The organism is Actinomycetota bacterium (assembly GCA_035765775.1).
Classification (GTDB): domain Bacteria; phylum Actinomycetota; class CADDZG01; order JAHWKV01; family JAOPZY01; genus DASTWV01.
This window is the reverse complement of sequence record DASTWV010000053.1, coordinates 1-17,249: the sequence shown is the minus strand read 5'-3', so window position 1 is coordinate 17,249 and position 17,249 is coordinate 1. Positions and strand designations below refer to the sequence as shown.

Genomic DNA, 17,249 nt, shown 5'->3' with positions numbered 1-17,249 from the left:
GTGCATTTGGCAGCCTCATCGCTTACAGTCGATCCCGTGGAGCGGGCACGAGGCGCCGATCTGGTGGCGGAGCCGGCGGGAGCTGGCCCCAACCTCGCCCTGAAGGCTGAGCGGCTTCGCCTCGGGATGACCCAGGCGAAAGTTGCGGAGGCCGTTGCCGCCCTGGCCTGGGAGCACCACGCCGAGCGCCTCGGCATCGACGCCATGATGGTGTCGAAGTGGGAGCGGGGCCAGAAGCGCCCCCGCAGGCCCTACCGGCGCCTTCTGTGCCTGCTGTACGGCCGGACCGAGGCCGAGCTCGGCGTACGCCCTGCGCCGCTCACCGCCCTCACCTCCGACCTCGACGGAGACGACATGAACCGACGTGACTTTCTCAAGAATGCCGCCCTCATGGGGCTTGCATCAGCCGTGCCGGTTCCGACTGCCGACAACCTGTCCCGCATGTTCGAGGCCCCCCGGATCGATCCCGCCATCGTCACCGCCTTCGCCTCAACGGTTGAGATGCAGCGCACGATCTACTGGAGCTCGCCGCCCCGGTCCCTGTTCGAGGCCACCAACGCCCACGCCCGGCTCGGACTCGACCTCCTACGCACAGCTGCCGGCGATGAGCGCACCAAGCTGGCCAGCGCCGTCGCCCACGCCGCCTTGTTGTCCGGCAGGCTGGCGTTCTTCGACCTGGTCGAGCCGCACACCGCCCGGCAGAGCCTCTCCGTCGCCCGGGAGCTTGCCGAGCAGGCCGACGATCAGCCCCTGATCGCCGCCGTCTTCGCCCACCTCGCATTCCTGCCCGGCTTCAACGGCGATCCTGCGGCCACCGGTGCCGCCCTGGACGCCGCCGATACCAAGGCCAAGCGCTTCGCAGGTCCTCGTACTCGTTCGTGGCTGCACTGTGTTCGGGCCGAGATCGATGCCCGCACCGGCCGAAGAGGCGAGGCCCTTTCAGAGGCGTCCCGGGCCGAGGACTCATTGGACTCGCCTGGCGTGGACCCCCTCTGGCTCGACTTCTTCGACGCTTCACGCCTTGACGGGTTCCGGGGCTACGTCCAGCTTCTCGCCGGGGACCACGAGGGGGCCGCCGAAAGCCTGCAGCGGGCCTGCGCAACGCTGCCGGAATCGGCGGTCAAGCAGCGCTCCGTGTGGCTGATCGACCGGGCGACCGCGCATGCCGACGCCGATCCCGATCACGCCCTGGACCTCGCCACCCAAGCGGTCGTGGACCTCCGGGAGCATTGGTACCCGACCGCTCGTGACCGCTTCCCGGCCCTGCGCTCAGCCTTCGCCGCAACGCCCCTGGCAGGCGCACTCGAAGAGCGTCTCCGCCCTCTCGCCGGGATCGCGATCTAGCCAGCGACGTTGTGCTGGCGGACGAGCTGCGGGAGCTCGGCCAGGTCCCGCAGTCGGAATAGGCATCTCGCCTCGATGACCGAGTCCCGCAGTATGAAGCCCCAGGGGCCACGCCGGATGAATGCCGTGAGCAAGCCCGCCTCCTGTGCCGGCTCGATGTCGTTGTCCAAGCGGTCGCCGACGTAAAGCGTCTCGACCGCCGGCACGCCGAGCTCCTCAACCACCCGGGCGAAGAAGTGCTGCGAAGGCTTCTCGACCCCGAGCTCGTCGGACGTGAGCACGGCATCGGCAAGGAGACCTCGTCGCCGGATGGTTGCCCCGACTTCGGCTGTCTGGTTCCCCGCCAGGGCTACCACCAGTCCCATTGCCTTGAGCGCCGACAGTCACGGCCGGCGTCGGGGTACAGGTTCACCTCCGTCACGCCCTCCGGGTGACCGGCCTCCCGGCGGAGCTTGCGCTCCGTGCCCAGGTCGAAGCCGGGACGGAAGTGCCCAAAGGCCTCCCGGTAATCGCCGCCCCGAGCGATGACGGCGCCCATCACGGCCGAGAACGTGTGCCGGGGAACGCCTAGCCAGTCGGCCCAGGCGCCGTACTAACTGGTTTCGTCCACGACGGTCTCGCCGACGTCGAAGACGACGGCCTGAATCGCTGGAACTTCTTGCCTGCCACCAAGCGTCACCGACATACCCTAACTTCGCTCCATCTGATCCAGCTCAGCGGTCTTCACGCCCCCCAGATCTCAGGCGGCCGTAGTTCTCGGCCGGGTGCTCCCGAAGAAACACTCTAGGAGCAGTCTTTGCACACCTCCGCTCCCGGTGTGAAGGCCGATACCGACTTGGTCAAGGAGCACAAAGCGCACCGCTTCTGTGACACCACGAGCCCCTTCACGCCCCCGCCCGGCCCGCAGTGCTTGCAGTCCCGAATCTCCGCCCGATCGAGGGGCTCCGCTATTTCACCACCCCAATCGTAGCCCTTTACGGCCGCTTTGGCGCTTTCATAGGCGTCCTGATAGCTGTCGAAGCCCGCCTCCCAAAGGCCCACGTCTGACTCTGCGGGCAATAGACCATGGGAGCCCTCGCCTCCCCTCGCCCATCCGCACTCATCGCGATGGATCATCACGTATCGATGTACGTAGTTCCGGTAGTAGCAGAAGCCCAAACCCCCACCTCCAAGCTTTAGCCCCATCTCTCCGAGCCCAATTGTCCGCTCCGGGCTCTGGGCCCTCAAGGGCGGTCCGGTCCTCACTGCGCTCCGGTCCTCCCGTGGCTTCGCCATGACCTGCGGTCACCCTTGACCGCCCAGATCCTCCGCTTTTTGTGGCGCCTACGAAATGATGGGGTAGGTCTGAGCAAGGCCAAGGACCTCCCCGACGTCCGTTGAGCGGAGAGGAGAGAGCCCATGGCCCGCATCACATCGGTTGTCGTCCCCCTGGCAAGCGCTGCACAGTCGTTGACGCTGGAGATCCGATCGATCCTCGATCTGCACACCCAGGAGATCGGCCAGCGCCGGGAGGAGGTTGTTACCCACCTCGATGCCGCCCTTGACGCCCTGGATGAGCTCGTCGACGTGCTGGAGCGTTCCTGACCCGGGGTGCGGTCGTCAGCAGTCCCCGAAACGGCCCTGGCCCCCAGGCTAGCTGTGCCGATTTCCTGTACATAGCATCAAGGCCGGCCTCCGGCCGGCACGCTCCTGCGGGCGGGCCTTCGGCCCGTCCTCGGAGCTACCAATCGGGGCGCCCTGTGCACCGGCACGCGGCTTTGGGGCCGACGCTGTTCTGCTTCAATCTGCCGGTCAGACGATAGAAGGACCCCTCACAATCCTTCAATCTACCTCCTCGGCCAAGTATCCTCTCATAAGATAACAGTCCGAGAGCGTATCGGCGACGGAGGAGGCACAATTGGCTCAACGTTACACTAGACGGAAACTAGAGGTCTTCGAGATGCACGGTCATCTCGGTGATGCTCCGTTTGACTACTTGTCCTTCTTTCAACAAGTCAGCTTAGTTCCGGGCGATTCACGGATTCTAGTCACTGAGGACCGTATAGTCGCAATACCGCACCTAGAGGTGGATGAAGATGATGCGAGGGTCCGTCTCGCAGCCTACGAGGGAAGCAGAGGTCAGAACCCTCTAATCTTCAACACCACAGATGCCAGTGAGCGTATCCAACAATTGGATCGGGGTGAAATCGTTGCCACAAAGACTCACGCTCTCATTGATATTTCCGGACGAATTGCAATCGTGGAGTACAATCATCGTGGAGCCAAGGCGGTCGATATAGCGGATGTCGTTGAGCGGTCCGCTCAGACACTTCCTGCTTATGCCTCTGCCACATTTGCTTTGACTCCCGTGGTAGATATGCGCTTCCTAGAGGCTATCGAACTGTTTGAACGTATTCAGCTCGCCAGAATACGTATAGTACGGCCAAACCTCGACTGGACGGACCACTATAATCGCCTAACCGAAATCGCATCTGACTCAGATGCGCGGACTGTTGCAATCGAGGCGACGGCAAAACGAAACGCAAGTCTTAGCCGGAACAACGGCGTGATCCAGTTGATCAAGGGTGTACTTGGTCAAAGGTTCGCGGGCGTGAAAAGCGCGCTCCTGACGGGCGTTAAGCCCGGGGAGTCATCGCCCACGTCGGTTTCCTTACGGGATCACACGGAGCATCAAAGAACGCCTGTGAAGCTGACAAATGAAGGGCACGTCGAAGACGAGGATATCGACGACAAACTGGCAGAATATCTAAATGAAAGATTGGCGGAGGCCCCAGCTGAAGAAGCGTAGGTTCCTCAAAGCCTATCGCCAGTACGGCGCTGACGAGGTCAGACCGCGCCTGGCTGAAGTCGTCAAGGGGGCGGAGTTCTGGGTGGCCTTGGCAGTGGGGGCTGGACTCGCTGGCATCGGAGGGGATTCGCCGCTCCACAGGCTTCAGGCTGGGCAAGTTGACAGCGCCATCATCACTTACGCGGCGATCGCGTTTGGGTTCTGCCTGGCGGGTCTGACTATTGCCATCACCCTGCCGGATGCTGCCTTCGCTACTGAGCTTGCTACTCCCGAGAACGGTAAGCCGCCCTCCCGCACTGCCTTTTCAGACCTTTTGTTCGTGTTCTCGTGGACAGCGGTAACCCACTGGCTTGTGATTGTCCTATCTCTCTTAGCGCTGCCTCTGTTGCGACCCGACGCCCCTTTGATCGGTGCCGAATCCTCCGTTTATCATCGATTCATCGTGGGCCTGACCGTGGCAGCCACGATCTATGCGCTCCTCCAGTTCTTGATAACCGTAATCACGCTTTCGCAAGTCGGGAACGTTTATGTGCAGCATATTCAGCGGCACGATCCCGATGATTGAACGGGGATGGGTGCCAAGGAATGGTCTGGAAAGAATGGGCAATAGGACAGGAGTCCTATGCGGCAGCTGCCTTAAGTCCCTTCCAGATTTCCAAGTAGCTAACCGCTTCACCACGTAGTAGGAGTTCACAATCCCGCACAGGTTTACCCAACGCGAGGATGGCGCCACGCCGGAGGTCAAGCACGCCGACAGTTTCGTCCTCCTCACTACCGGCCGTGAGAAGGTGCAGGATAAGATCTGCCTTTGTGCGATGGGGAAGCTTGGTCAGGTTCCGCTCCTTGAAATATAGCTTCAGTAGCCAATTGTTTCCATCAATCCTAAGCGCGATCTCAGGGTTGACGGAGACAGTCAGTTGGCCCGAAGACCATTCCCACTTTCTTCCCGGTCCTCGCCACGTAACCTTCTGTTGGGCCAGGAACTTATGGAAGCCGTCCGCGCAGAGGCGGAAAGCCGCCTGTTTCCTCGGGTCTGCGAACAGTAGAGACTCGATGGTCTCGAGCGGTGCCCCCTGGACAGCTTTGGATAAATAGAGCTTCATGGGCTTGTAGAAGTCCGGGTTGAACCCCTTTCCATCAAAGGACCTGCGGTTAGCATCGATGGAATCTCGGAGACGAATGGCATCTCGCACAGCTTGAACGCGACCCGATGGTGTGCTCGTGACGAAGTCTGTAAAGTGCGTCAATGAGATCTTGAGATCGTTCACGTCTCTCTCTCCTCCTGCTGCTGCCCGGGTAACCATATATGGTGGTAACCCAAGCATGGGACCCTATATATGGGATGTGAGCATCATAGTGTCTACCGCCCGGTCGTCAAGGACCTTCCGTACGTGTGTTTGGGAATGAGGTCAATCGCCTCCTGTAGGCACGGGACCTCTGAGCGCTCGGCACGAACGTGCAAGGGCTGCGCTTGGGTAGCGTCACTCGGCAACGTGGTGTCGCTTACAAGGATACGTAGTATCGTATCATTTCCCTTGGAGTCATGGAGCAACGAAAATGCCACTGTCCGACAAGAAAAGAGAACAGATGCAGAAGGACGCCGCCCCCGTGCTCATGCCAGGCGAGCAAGTGGTGGACGCCACGAGCGGCTTAGCAGAAGTGCGGCGCTTTGGGCAAAACACGCGTCGGCGGGCTACTGTCCTTGTAACGGATAGGCGTGTGGTCATCTTCTCTAAGAAGGTTGGAGGGTATGACGTCCAAGACTACGCATATGGCCTCCTGACTGGCGTGGATCACAAGAAGGGCATGGCCTTCGGTCACTTGAGCCTTCGGGCATCTGGGGACAGCGCCGACCTGTCCCAAGTCGAGAAAACGGATGTTGAGCGCGTCTCCCAGCTGATCCGGGACCGTATGGCTCTATCCCACCAACCAGGTCAGCAACCCGACAGACGCCAAGCCATTCCCCCCCAAGCCGCAGGCACTTCTCAAGGTTCCGTCGCAGATGAGCTTGTCAAACTGGCTCGTCTTCGAGACCAAGGCATTTTGACTGAAGACGAGTTCGTCGCTCAGAAAGCAAAGTTGCTCGGCTAGCCTACCCCCTCGGTACGAGGCCTGGGACTTGGCTGGCGTCTTCTGCTCCACGGGCGGTTTCGGTGACGGTCGGGTTCCAATCAGACCCGTCTGATCGCCCGAGACTCTGGTTGCGGGGCGCAAAAAGGGCGCAAACCAGCTGGGATCACAAGGAATCCTCGGGGGACGTGGGGGAACGCCGTTCTCCTTACTGCACAAGCGTTTCCGACGTTTCCCCAGGCCAACCGCCTAGGCCGAAATCACCCCGCATTTACTTGACACGGAAGAGGTCCGAGGTTCAAATCCTCGTGCGCCCACAGTGCAGACATGTCTAAAGATGTGTCAACGATCGGGGCGTTGATGAGGTGTCAGCACTTGGCCCAATTGACCGGATCTCGAAGCGCCATTAGGCGCGCGAAATCCGCCACGCCCAAGAGCCCAAAGTCTTCTCTGCGAGAGTTCGTGGCCCAGTTGCCGGGCCCCATCCAACTCCACGAATAGATCGTCGGCGCCGAACTCCTCTCCCAGTCGGACCTCGGAGGTAATTGACGTTCTGGTCGGCGCCGTCCGCCGCCCTCCGGTGAAGGGATGACCAAACGGGGGTCTCAGGTCACCTCGCGCAGCTTGCCCGTTTCTATCGAGTACACGAAGCCTCGGATGTTGTCCTTATGAGGAATGAATGGACTGGCCTTGATCCGCTTGATCGACTGGCGCACGTCCTCGTCGAGGTCCGGGAAGGCCTCCATCGCGAATTCGGGCTTGATTCCCACGTCGTCTTGGATCTGGCGCTTCACGGCGTCGTCGGTGAAGGTAAGCATGCCGCAGTCGGTGTGATGAATGAGGACGATCTCTGTCGTCCCGAGCAGCCGTTGCGAGATCACCAGGGAGCGGATGGCATCGTCGGTCGCCACGCCCCCCGCGTTACGAATGATGTGGGCATCACCGATGTCCAGTCCCAGGAGCCTGCTCACATGGAGCCGCGCGTCCATGCAAGCCAGGACTGCGAGGTGTTTGGCGGGCGGCATCGGCAGGCCCCCCCGGTCGAAGGAGACTGCATATGTCTCATTGTTCCTAAGAGCCTCATCAGTAGCGCTCATGGTTGCCTCCCTTCGCAGGACCGTTACCCACACTCTGACCTATGCTTGCCCCATTTGCAAGGGAGAAATGAGCGATAGTGTGGCCGCCGCGTCGGTCACTGGACCAGGGCGCAACCCTGGAGCCTGGGCCAGAGGCTGATCCGGGCCTGAGGTGGTGCAGGAGGAAGTCTTAGCGGCCCCCGAGACGCTCGGCTCACTGGTGCCCTTGTACTCTCGACGCCGCCAGGGCGGCCTTCGACCACTCCCGGATCTGGCCTGCCGAGGCGTTCTGCAACGTCCAGGGTAGGCATCCTCGCCGGTGAGCTCCCTCCAGGCGCTCGGCCCAACCCGGCGTAAGCGTGCGACGGTACTGGCGGCCGGCGGCACCGCCAAAGGGAGCTCGCCGAGGTCGCCGGGCTCATGGCATTGCAGGTGCTCGGGGGCATTCCCTGGGATCCCGACGAGGTGCGCCGGGACCGGGAGCAACAGACGCCCGGTCACGGGCCAGTCGGCCCGGGCCTACTGTCGGCTGTCGGCGGTGACCGTGCCGCCGCTCCCTTCGCAAGAGGCGCCGGCGCCGAGCGGAAGGGTGGTTGCGGATGGAGCCTGACGGCCTTGCGTATGGCCGAGCGGGGCCGTCCGTACCTACCTTCTAAACTGTATGCTGGGCCTCAGTCGTCCCGCCTGGCGAAAGGGGTAGCCTTCGTGAACGGCATCGACTCGATCCCCCTCGGAAGAGCCACCAACATCTTCCGCGGCCTCAACGCCAACTGGGACCCGGGCGCCGGCAGGGTCGACATCCTCTACCCGCCCGCCGACCCGCCCCTGCGCACCACCGAGCCTACGGCTCCGCCCTCCCGGGGGACGTGGGACTACCCGAGCATCTCCCTGCACGACACGCCCCAGAGCCTCCTCAGCGCTCTGATCCCCTACGACGTCGTCGCCCCCGCCGCCGACGTCCACGCCCCGGAGCTGCCCGCCGGGGCGTTGCTCATGGGTGCGGCCCGCAACCCGGAGGCGCTGGCCGAGATCAGCGAGACCATCGGTGTCGACCTCGCCATACCCGGGCGGGGCTATGCGCTGGTCAAGCTGGAGCGGCGGGATGGGATCGCCCAGCACGCCGCCGAGGAGGGCGACGTGCTCATGCACATGCGCCCCCGCAAGCCCGATCCCGCCCTCGGCCTGGACAACAGCTTCCTGGACGCCACCCGCCAGCTCCGCCACGCCGGCATCGAGGAGAAGCAGGACTACGGCACGGAGCTGGACAGGCGGCGGGCCGAGCACTTCCTCGAGCACTTCGCCCGGTGGGGAACCCACTTTGTGTCACGCATCGACATCGGGGACGCCATCGTGCAGGTGTTTGCCTTCCCCGAGCAGCGTTTTGCCCGCATCAAGAAGGCCTACGCCGACGGCAAGAACCCGCTGTCCGGCCCTGGGGCGGTCGAGTTCGTCTACTTCACCACCGACGCTGTCAAGGGTGAGTTCGGTTACGTCGCCGAGTACGGGGCCGTCCTGTGCCTGAGCAACTCGGACCGCTTCCGCACCAGCCTGGAGGGGCACGACTGGTACGAGCCGACTTTCGCCCGCCGAGACACGCTCTTCGCGCCCTTCGACGCCGGCGCACGCCTGACCCTCGAGGCCCTCGACCGGGAATTCGTCGAGCAGGCGCCGACCCGGGTACAGCTCAGCCCCTTGAGCCTGTTCGTCGAGTTCAAGCGCACGCTGCTCTGGCAGCGGGTTCTGCAGGCGGCGCTCGCCCAGAAATACGGGGACTCGATCAACCCGAACTTCGCCCCGGTCGATGACCGCGACTTCGCGCGCCTCCTCCCCCAGGATCAGCCCGGGGTGGTCTCCGCTCTCGCCACCCCGACGATCACCGTCTACAAGTCCCGCATCGACGTGGGCGACCTCCAGCTGGTCGCCGCCGACACGGTGAAGGACTTCACGGTGTTCGGCAACGTGGTGAATTGCTCGAGTCAGGGGACGACCCTCCCTGGGCAGCGGATCGGCCTCTTCGGGCAGGTCATCGACATGCGGACCAGCGGCCGACCGGTGGCGGTCGAGGTCTCCGATGCCGCCTACGACGCCATGAGCGTCGCCTGCCAGGAGTTTCTGGGCGCCATGGCGGTGCGCAACCGGGTAGGCAGCAAGTACCGGGTGGTAGCCGACGGGTTGGCCTACGGGCTGATCGGCGAGGGCCGCGACGCCGACCCGATTGTGGTCGGCGATGTCCGGGGGGTGCCGCCTGCAACCGCGCTCCCGACGCTGGTCGACGGACTGCAGTTCGCCACCGTCCTCGCCGAGGCGGTGCTCGGCAACCAGAGCGCCGGTGAGGGCACAGGGATCCAGGGATTCATGCGGGACTTCCTGCGCTGGTTGGCGGCGTTCATCCCGGCGGGCACCAGCGACAAGCAACTCCTTGCCCTGCGGGTGCGCGTGCTGGACCTGGCGAGCTACGCCGTCGATGCCAACTACGGCAGCTTCGTGCCGCTGCTGCCCTACGGGGAGTATCGGGAGTATGTCGAGCGCATCCTGGAATACGCCGCAGCGATCGAGGGCGCCATCAACCAGACCACGCTCGAGATTGAGGCCCGCCGGCAGCGCGAGCTGGTGATCGACGTCGCCAAGCAGCTCAACGAGAACATCGTCCAGACCGGTGAGCTGCTCGCCAAGACAATTGAGGCCAACGCCGCCCAGCAGCAGGACATCAACCGGATGTACGACGGCATCATCGAGAAGCAGAAGGGCGAGGCGATCCAGCAGGCCGATAAGGTGGGGAAGCTCGAATCGGCGCTGTTTGTGCAGCAGGCCGAGGTCGACGCCGCCATCCAGCGCTACAAGAGCGCGGTCACGCAATGGCAGACCCTCGAGGGCATCAAGTTCGGCATCGAGGTCGCCACCAACCTCTTCTCCCTCGGCACCTCGATCGCCGTCCCCGCCAGCTCGATCTCGGCGGTGAAGGATCTCGGCCTGCTGGCCCAGCGGATCCAGAAGACGCTCAATGTGTTGAACGCCACCTGGAAGCTGTACTCCGGGATCGCCACCGAGGTTGACAAGCTCAAGAAGGCGCAGTCGGCCCTCGACGGCCTGGACGGCACCGACTTCGGCAGCCCGACGCCCTCGGACTGGGACGAAACCTTGCTCAAGTTCAAGGCCCTGTTGGACATGGGCCCAAGCGACGGCCCGGCGGCGGCCGCCAAAGCCGACCTGAGCGCAACCTTTTCCATCCTGGTGAGCCGGGGCAAGGCAGTGCTTTCCGCTAAATCCGCCCAGCACCAGATCGAGCGGGATATCTATACGAACCAGCTGCAGCAGGAAATAAATCGTCGGCAGGCGGCTCGCCTCGAGGCCCTGAAGGGGGCCTTGCATCCCAAGGACATCAAGGACCTAGACACGGCGAAGATCGACCTGATCGGGCTCACCGGCCATCTCAGCTTCCTGCGCGACCAGATGCTGGCCATCCTGGCCAAGGCGTTCGCCCAGCAGGACCAGGCGCTCCAGTACGCCAACCTGCAGCCGCCGACGCTGATCCTGTCCTACAGCGTGCTCAAGTTCCGGGAGGCGCGGGTACGCCAGACGCGCGCCACGATCGTCGCCCGGGAGGCGTTGACCCAGCACCAGGTGTCCACCACCACTCCGATCGAGTACCGGATCGAGGGCGTGCCGCTGGCAGACGTCACCCGGGGGAACACCTTCGCCTTCGAGCTCCCCCTTGACGCCCGCTCGTTCAGCCAGTACGTGGACGCACGGGTGGTGTCGGTGGTGGCGGAGGTCGTTGGGGTGAAGAGCACCGAGTCGGGGCGCTACCTGGTGCAGCTCACCTACGGGGGCACGCCCTTCCTGGACCGCGACACCCAGCGGCAGCCCCATACCTACCGCACCCCGTGGCGCGAACGGGTCTACGAATACGAGGCGGGGACGAACAAGCCCCGGTTCACCGATGGCGGCCGCAGCTGGTCCGAAGGCGTCAGCCGGGTGACCCCGTTCTCGTCCTGGAGCGTCGCCTTCCCGGACACCTCTACCAATAGGGAGATCGCGTTCGAGGGCACCACGGCGACGGTCGTGCTGCGCTTCGTCCTCGAAGCCCGCATCGTCGACGCCCGCACGCTGCTCCAGCGCCGCTTGCGGGCCGGGGAGCCGGGGCTGCGCCTGAGGGCGGCGCCCGCAGCTGCCCAGGTCCCCAGCACCCCGGACCTGGTCAGCGCCATGTCCGCCCAGGGGGCCTGCACCAACGGGTGGGATGTGGTTTTCAACATGTCCCTCGCCCAGATCGACCGGGTGCTCCGCGAGCAGTACGACGCCCTGAAGCGGGACACCACCTACAAGAACACCATCAAGGTGGAGACCAAGACCCGCATCCGTGAGGGGGTCTACGCCATCAAGCGCTGGGACCTTACCTACGGCTATCCCCAGCTCTCCTTCACCACCCCGAAGGAGACCGACGTCCGCCTCGACTTCGGGCTCACTGGGACCCTCACCGAGTGCGATCAGCGGGGCGACAAGCCGCCGGAGTGTGACAACCCCGTGGCCATCGACGGCACCACCCTGACCGCCTACGTGGCGATCTCCAAGGTGATCGGCACCGCCGGGGGGCACGACGTGATCGAGGTGACCCTCGACCTGCAGACCGGCGCCTTCGATGTCAACCGCATCGAGATGGATCCCGTGGAGAAGGTGGACTTCAGCCGGGCGGTGGCGGCCTACTTCGCCACCAACCCGGTCAAGTTCCTCATCAACCGCCTGGACTTGACCCAGGTGCCGACGATCGAGGCGCTGCGGCCGAACGCCTTCCAGTTCAAGAAGCTCACCACGCCCTCGTCCGCCAAGATGTTGCAGCTGTTCATCCAGACCGGCGGGCGGAGCCTGCTGGACTACAGCCAGACCTTCCTGAACGGCGTGCCCGAGCCCATCCCGCAGGGGGAGGAGTGCAGCCTCATGCTGCGCAGCGGCCTGCTTTTCTCGTCGGTCATCCCGGGCAGCCTGCGGAAGGGCAACTGGGTGGCCGCGGGGGACGATCCCGGGAACCCGGCGAAGGCTTGGACGGGGAGGTTCAGTACGGCAAACGTCGTGGGCAAGGTGGACATGAGCAAGTTGAATCACTCCGTAAGTTCCGGCGGGGGCCGCGGCGGCGGCAGTTTCACGGACTACACCTACTGGATCCCGGGCGGCAACGACGTCACCTGGTCGCTGGAGGGGACGAAGCTTATTGCCCGCCCTGACGGTCGCATCAACCTCACCGGATCGCGCAGCAACACGATGAAGTACACGCAAAAGGCCTGCACCACGGTCTACCCGTGCCTTTTCAGCTGCACCAGTTGCCGTGAATCCGATATGTCCACCCAGGTCGATATCAACGTCAACGGTCAGCTGGTCGTCGACGTGGGCGGGGCCGGGCGCGAGCAGACCATCAAGATGCGGGTGGTCAACCCTGCAGGTACGGTCACCGGCCACATGTCCGGTGGCGGGCCGAGCGGGTCGGACGACTTCGCCGCGCAGGTGAACAACGAGATCCGCAACCAACTGCCTTCGCAGATCACCCAGCAGCTCGACGTGCCCTTCGAAGCGGTGTCGGTCTTCGCGCTCAAGAACCTGCTGTTCCCCACGAAGAACTACATCCGCTTCGAGGGCGGCTACGTGCCGGGCGACCTGCTGGTCGTGGGGACCTTCCAGTCGGGCTGAGCTCCGGCCTGGGATGCTTGCGAGTCCGCCCAAGCGAGGTTTTCAGATCGGCTTCGCAACGATGAACGGTGGCCGGCAAGCGCACCTGTCAGGCAGCACGGGCTCCGTGTCGGGCACACACCTGTCAATGGCTGATCAACGACGGCCGAAAACTGCCCGCCCGGCTCCGGTCGAGACCTGCGCGCGTCAGTGGGCTTTGGTCGGCCCCTCATTGTGAAAAATCACGAAACGCCACGCTGCGGGATCCTCGGGAGGGAGGCCGGCCAATTCCATGTTGTGCCACACCGCGATCCGCCAACCTTCGGTCGTAGTGCGCATCACGAGGCTGAACAGGCCGTACCGTGTCGGGCGGGGACTGCCATCGAGCGTACGTGCTCCGTGCATGGTCCACCAGGCATCCACGGCGGCGAGACCGGGGGCAAGAAATGCCGTGTCGATGCGCAGGGTGTGCTGTTCGCTGTCACTGAACATTGTGGCGAACAGAGGTGCCACAAAACGCTCGACGCCGTCCCGACCTCTCGCTTGCATCCCACGCACGTTGGTGAAGCGGGCATCACCCGTGAACAGTGCGGCGAACTTGCTGGCGTCGTGCACATTCCACGCGACATCGATTTGCTCGAGAACCTGCCGGATATCCGTGACATCGGATCGTTCCTCCTCGTTTGCGACCCCCATTTCGGCGCTCATCGCCCCACCTCACCGATGAAGTCCTCGAGGCGCTGTGCGACCTCGTTTGGGTGGACGAACGCAGCACCGTGGCCCCCGGGAACGTCGGCGATCTTGGCGTCGAGGCGGGCGCTCAGCCACTCGGCCGCCTCGCGAAAGAACGGCGGGCTCTCCGCCCCCACCAACAACCGTACGGGAACCCTGTTCTCCCGTAGGGCGCCCTCATCCGGCAACCAGCCGGACAGGCTCTCGAACTCGACGCCGAACAGTACGCCGCCGTCGGCTTTCATGCGCTCGTATACGGCCGGGTCCAAGGCGTCGATGGCAGGTCCCACGGCGAATCGGTAGAAGGCGTCGGCTGCCGCCGGAGGACCACCGGCGGTCATCGCCTCGCCGATCACCGGACCGAGGACCGCCATGACGGCCCCTGGGTCTGCGAGCGTGCCCATCATCGCCGGGTCGTGCAGGGCGACCCCCTGGACGGTCGCCGGATGCCGAAGGCCGAGGTCGAGCGCGATGGGGGCCCCGATGCTGTGCCCATAGACCAACGGGCGGCTGACACCCAGGGCGACCAGGAGGGCCGCGGCGTCGTCCGATTGCTGCTCCACCGTAGTGGTGGTCCAGCCTTCGGGGGCGGGGCTGCGGGAGTTGCCCCGTCGGTCGTAGGTGATGACTCGGTGATCTCGGCCAAGCACGTCGCTGAACTCGCCGAACTGGCCGGCATCGGCAAGCCCGCCCGCAATGAGCAGGATCGCCGAGCCCTCCCCTCTGCTCTCGTAGTGGAGCGTGGTCCCGTTTGCCTGCACCGTGCCGACTTCGATTGCCGATATGCCCATGGCATCCCCTTTCCCTGTTCAGATGCAACCGCCTGCTGTCGCCAAGTCTGGGGGGCGGGGCAGCGGTCGACCAGGAAACGGACCCACCGTCTCGGTCACCGAGTTGGCACGCACTTGTGGGCGACCGCAGTAGCATCAGGGCAACGACAGGGTACTGATATGGGCATTCCGGACGACACTCTCGCGATATGCCTGCGGGGGCATCGGATCTCTGCGGGATTAACTCAGGAGGAGTTAGCCGAAAGAGCCGGGGTCAGCCAGCGAACCATCAGCGACATCGAGCGCGGGCTCCGCGCCCGCATGTACCCGACCACCGCCAGACTCCTGGCGGGTGCGCTGGGCCTGGAGCCGAACGAGCGGCAGCGGTTTGAGGCAGTCGCGCGGGGCCGGAGTGGGCACGCGGATGGCAGTGCAAGGTCGGGCGACAGGCGCGGCAGCAACGCCCGGCTCCCCGTTCCCCTGACTCGCCTCATCGGGCGCGCGCAGGAACTCGGCACGATCGGCGCCGCGCTCCGGGATCGTTACCTGCGGCTGGTCACCCTGACTGGCCCGGGGGGCATCGGCAAGACCCGCCTGGCTGTTGAGGCCGCTGGCCAGGCCCTTGAAGGGTTTGCCGACGGCGTGTGCTTCGTGCCCCTCGCTGCCATCCAGGAGCCCGGCCTAGTGGCCCCGGCGATTGCCGATGCCCTTGGGGTAGGCCAGGTCGAGGGCGCCCTGCTCGAGGCGATCGAGGAGCACCTGGCCAGCAGCACGGTCCTGATCGTCCTCGACACCTTCGAGCATGTCCTCGAAGCGAGGGCCGTGGTTGCCACCCTCATCGCAGCCGGTGCCGGCGTGCGCATCCTGGTCACGAGTCGAGCGCCGCTGCATCTGCGAGGGGAACGGGAGATCCCGGTTCCCCCACTGGACCTTCTCGGCGCGTTGGACGCAGGAGGGAGCCTTGCCGCCAGTCCGGCTGCCGCGCTGTTCGTGGAGAGGGCGTTGGCGGTGAAACCGGACCTTGACATCGGAGAGCGCTCGCTGGGGACGATCGCCGAGATCTGCCGCCGCCTGGAAGGCCTGCCACTGGCCATCGAACTTGCGGCAGCGCGGGCTCGTCACCTACCCCTACCGGCGTTGCTGGCCAGGCTGAAGGATCGTCTGCAGATCCTCACGGGTGGGCCTACCGACCTTCCGGGCCGCCAGCAGGCGATGGTCGACACGCTCCGGTGGAGCTACGAGCTGCTGAGGGAGGGCGAGCAAGTGCTCTTCCGGCGGCTCTGCGTCTTTGTCGGTCAATTCACGCTCGATGCAGCCGAATTTGTTTGTGGAATGCCGGGGGGCAGCGATCTGCTGGGAGGGGTCAGCAACCTGGTCGATCGCAGCCTGCTGCTCCTCGCAGACTCCCCCGACGGGGCCGCCCGCTATCGGATGCTCGACATCATCCGTGAGTTCGGTGAGGGCCTCGATGAGTCGGAGCTACTCGATGACCGTCATGCCCGATACTTCCTCAACCTGGCGGAGGCCGCAGAGCCCGAACTGCGCGGGCCTGACCAGTCGACCTGGCTCACTCGCCTTGCTGCCGATCGGGAGAACCTCAGGGCCGCCCTCGGATGGGCCGTCGATCACGCCCAAGCAGAGATCGCCCTCCGGCTCGCCGGCGCCCTATGGATGTTCTGGCGCCTCGACGGTGCCTTCAACGAGGGCCGGCGTTGGCTCGACGCCGCGCTGTCGTTTGGTCCGTCAGCGCACCCACGACCACGCGCAAAGGCGTTGTGGGGCGCCGCCTGGCTTGCCTACCACCAGGGGGCATATGCCCAGGCCGGTGCGTTCGGCGACCAGCTGCTGACGCTGGCTCAGCAGGGAGGTGACCCATTGGAGCTGCGCAATGCCGTCACGATCGCAGGGCTCGTGGCCGTTGCCGAGGGGAGCTACGCGCAGGGGGTGGCATCGTTCCGAGATGCCCTGGACATCTGCCGCGGCGGCGGTCCCCGCTGGCACCTGGCGACGTCTCTCTTCAACCTCGGGTGGGCAGAGGCGCGGGCGGGCGACAGCGATGCTGCGGAGGTTCACCTTGACGAGGCACTGGCCCTCTACCGGGAACTCGGGGACCGCCACTTCGTGGCGAGAGCGCTGACGCAGGCGGGCTATGCCGCCCTCCTCCGGGGCGACCTCCGCGCGGCAGTGACCCTTTCCGCATCGAGCCTCGAGATGTTTCGTGAGTTGAAGGACGCCTGGGGTCTGGCCGAGGGCCTGGAGGCCGTATCCGCCGTCATGTCTGCGACAGGAAATGCCCGGCAGGCAGCACGCACAGCCGGCGCCGCATCGTCCATCCGCGAGTCGATTACCACGCAACAGCATCCCTTTGACCGGGTCATCAATGAGCGCTGTCTGGCGGGGGCACGCGAGGATCTCGGTGAGCCGGCCTGGAGCCGAGCGTGGGCGGAGGGTCGCTCCATGACTCCGGAGCAGGCGTATGAGGAGGCCTCTCGGGAGGCAGTCACGGTCGTTCATCATCTCTCGGGGAGGGCGGGTGGTTGATACGGCAGACCGACCCCCGATAAGAGTCCAGATGGCGCTAACGAATCTCGAGCACCTGTTCCTGGTAAGACGCAGTCAAATCACACGTCTTGTTGCCGATCAGGTTCGGTCCAGATATGGACAGGAAGAGTGTACGTGGCCATGCCAAAGTCCCCACTGGTGGCCACTTAGAACGCCCCACGGGTGGCCGCAAGGAAGCCCCACCTCCGCCTGAAATCCGAGTCCTGGCCCCTCCGGCCGGTGACGGTGTCGGTGTCCGCCAGCACCACA

General features: G+C 64.6%; 11 protein-coding genes and 1 pseudogene. 7 read left to right on the top strand and 5 right to left on the bottom strand.

What is annotated here, in order from left to right; translation table 11 throughout:
* Positions 1 to 36 precede the first annotated feature (36 nt).
* Entirely contained in the window at positions 37 to 1,344 is a 1,308-nt protein-coding gene (locus tag VFW71_11800) for a helix-turn-helix transcriptional regulator (GenBank protein HEU5003445.1), read from the top strand.
* Here VFW71_11800 and VFW71_11795 read toward each other — a convergent pair.
* Positions 1,341 to 2,029: pseudogene (locus VFW71_11795) on the bottom strand (HAD family hydrolase). The gene VFW71_11800 and the pseudogene VFW71_11795 overlap by 4 nt on opposite strands.
* Before the next feature lie 713 nt (positions 2,030 to 2,742).
* Here VFW71_11795 and VFW71_11790 point away from each other — a divergent pair.
* The 3 genes from VFW71_11790 to VFW71_11780 all read left to right on the top strand — a co-directional run bounded on the left by VFW71_11790 (position 2,743) and on the right by VFW71_11780 (position 4,697).
* Entirely contained in the window at positions 2,743 to 2,928 is a 186-nt protein-coding gene (locus tag VFW71_11790) for a hypothetical protein (protein ID HEU5003444.1), read from the top strand.
* Positions 2,929 to 3,283: 355 nt separating this feature from the next.
* Positions 3,284 to 4,132, top strand: a complete 849-nt coding sequence (locus VFW71_11785) for a hypothetical protein (protein ID HEU5003443.1) — start codon at positions 3,284 to 3,286, stop codon at positions 4,130 to 4,132.
* Complete coding sequence (locus VFW71_11780; protein ID HEU5003442.1) at positions 4,095 to 4,697, top strand: hypothetical protein; 603 nt, start codon at positions 4,095 to 4,097, stop codon at positions 4,695 to 4,697. The genes VFW71_11785 and VFW71_11780 overlap by 38 nt, the downstream gene beginning before the upstream one ends.
* 55 nt (positions 4,698 to 4,752) lie before the next feature.
* On the opposite strand, the gene VFW71_11775 is transcribed toward VFW71_11780, so the two are convergent.
* Positions 4,753 to 5,400, bottom strand: a complete 648-nt coding sequence (locus tag VFW71_11775; GenBank protein ID HEU5003441.1) for a hypothetical protein — start codon at positions 5,398 to 5,400, stop codon at positions 4,753 to 4,755.
* Between the two features lie 289 nt (positions 5,401 to 5,689).
* On the opposite strand from VFW71_11775, the gene VFW71_11770 reads away from it, so the two are divergent.
* Complete coding sequence (locus VFW71_11770) at positions 5,690 to 6,223, top strand: PH domain-containing protein (protein HEU5003440.1); 534 nt, start codon at positions 5,690 to 5,692, stop codon at positions 6,221 to 6,223.
* 584 nt (positions 6,224 to 6,807) lie between these two features.
* Here the strand turns inward: VFW71_11770 and VFW71_11765 are convergent.
* The gene (locus VFW71_11765; GenBank protein ID HEU5003439.1) at positions 6,808 to 7,299 is read right to left on the bottom strand and encodes a carbonic anhydrase; all 492 of its coding nucleotides are present in this window, start codon (positions 7,297 to 7,299) and stop codon (positions 6,808 to 6,810) included.
* Positions 7,300 to 7,983: 684 nt separating this feature from the next.
* Here VFW71_11765 and VFW71_11760 point away from each other — a divergent pair.
* A complete protein-coding gene (locus VFW71_11760) occupies positions 7,984 to 12,957 on the top strand; it encodes a hypothetical protein (GenBank protein ID HEU5003438.1) in 4,974 nt (1,657 codons plus the stop codon).
* A 186-nt stretch (positions 12,958 to 13,143) separates the two neighbouring features.
* Here VFW71_11760 and VFW71_11755 read toward each other — a convergent pair whose 3' ends face one another.
* Both VFW71_11755 and VFW71_11750 read right to left on the bottom strand, forming a co-directional pair.
* Complete coding sequence (locus VFW71_11755; protein ID HEU5003437.1) at positions 13,144 to 13,644, bottom strand: SgcJ/EcaC family oxidoreductase; 501 nt, start codon at positions 13,642 to 13,644, stop codon at positions 13,144 to 13,146.
* Positions 13,641 to 14,459: an alpha/beta hydrolase gene (locus VFW71_11750; GenBank protein ID HEU5003436.1), complete on the bottom strand. Its 819-nt coding sequence runs from the start codon at positions 14,457 to 14,459 to the stop codon at positions 13,641 to 13,643. The genes VFW71_11755 and VFW71_11750 overlap by 4 nt, the downstream gene beginning before the upstream one ends.
* A 159-nt stretch (positions 14,460 to 14,618) precedes the next feature.
* On the opposite strand from VFW71_11750, the gene VFW71_11745 reads away from it, so the two are divergent.
* A complete protein-coding gene (locus VFW71_11745) occupies positions 14,619 to 16,979 on the top strand; it encodes a tetratricopeptide repeat protein (GenBank protein HEU5003435.1) in 2,361 nt (786 codons plus the stop codon).
* Positions 16,980 to 17,249: the final 270 nt, after the last annotated feature.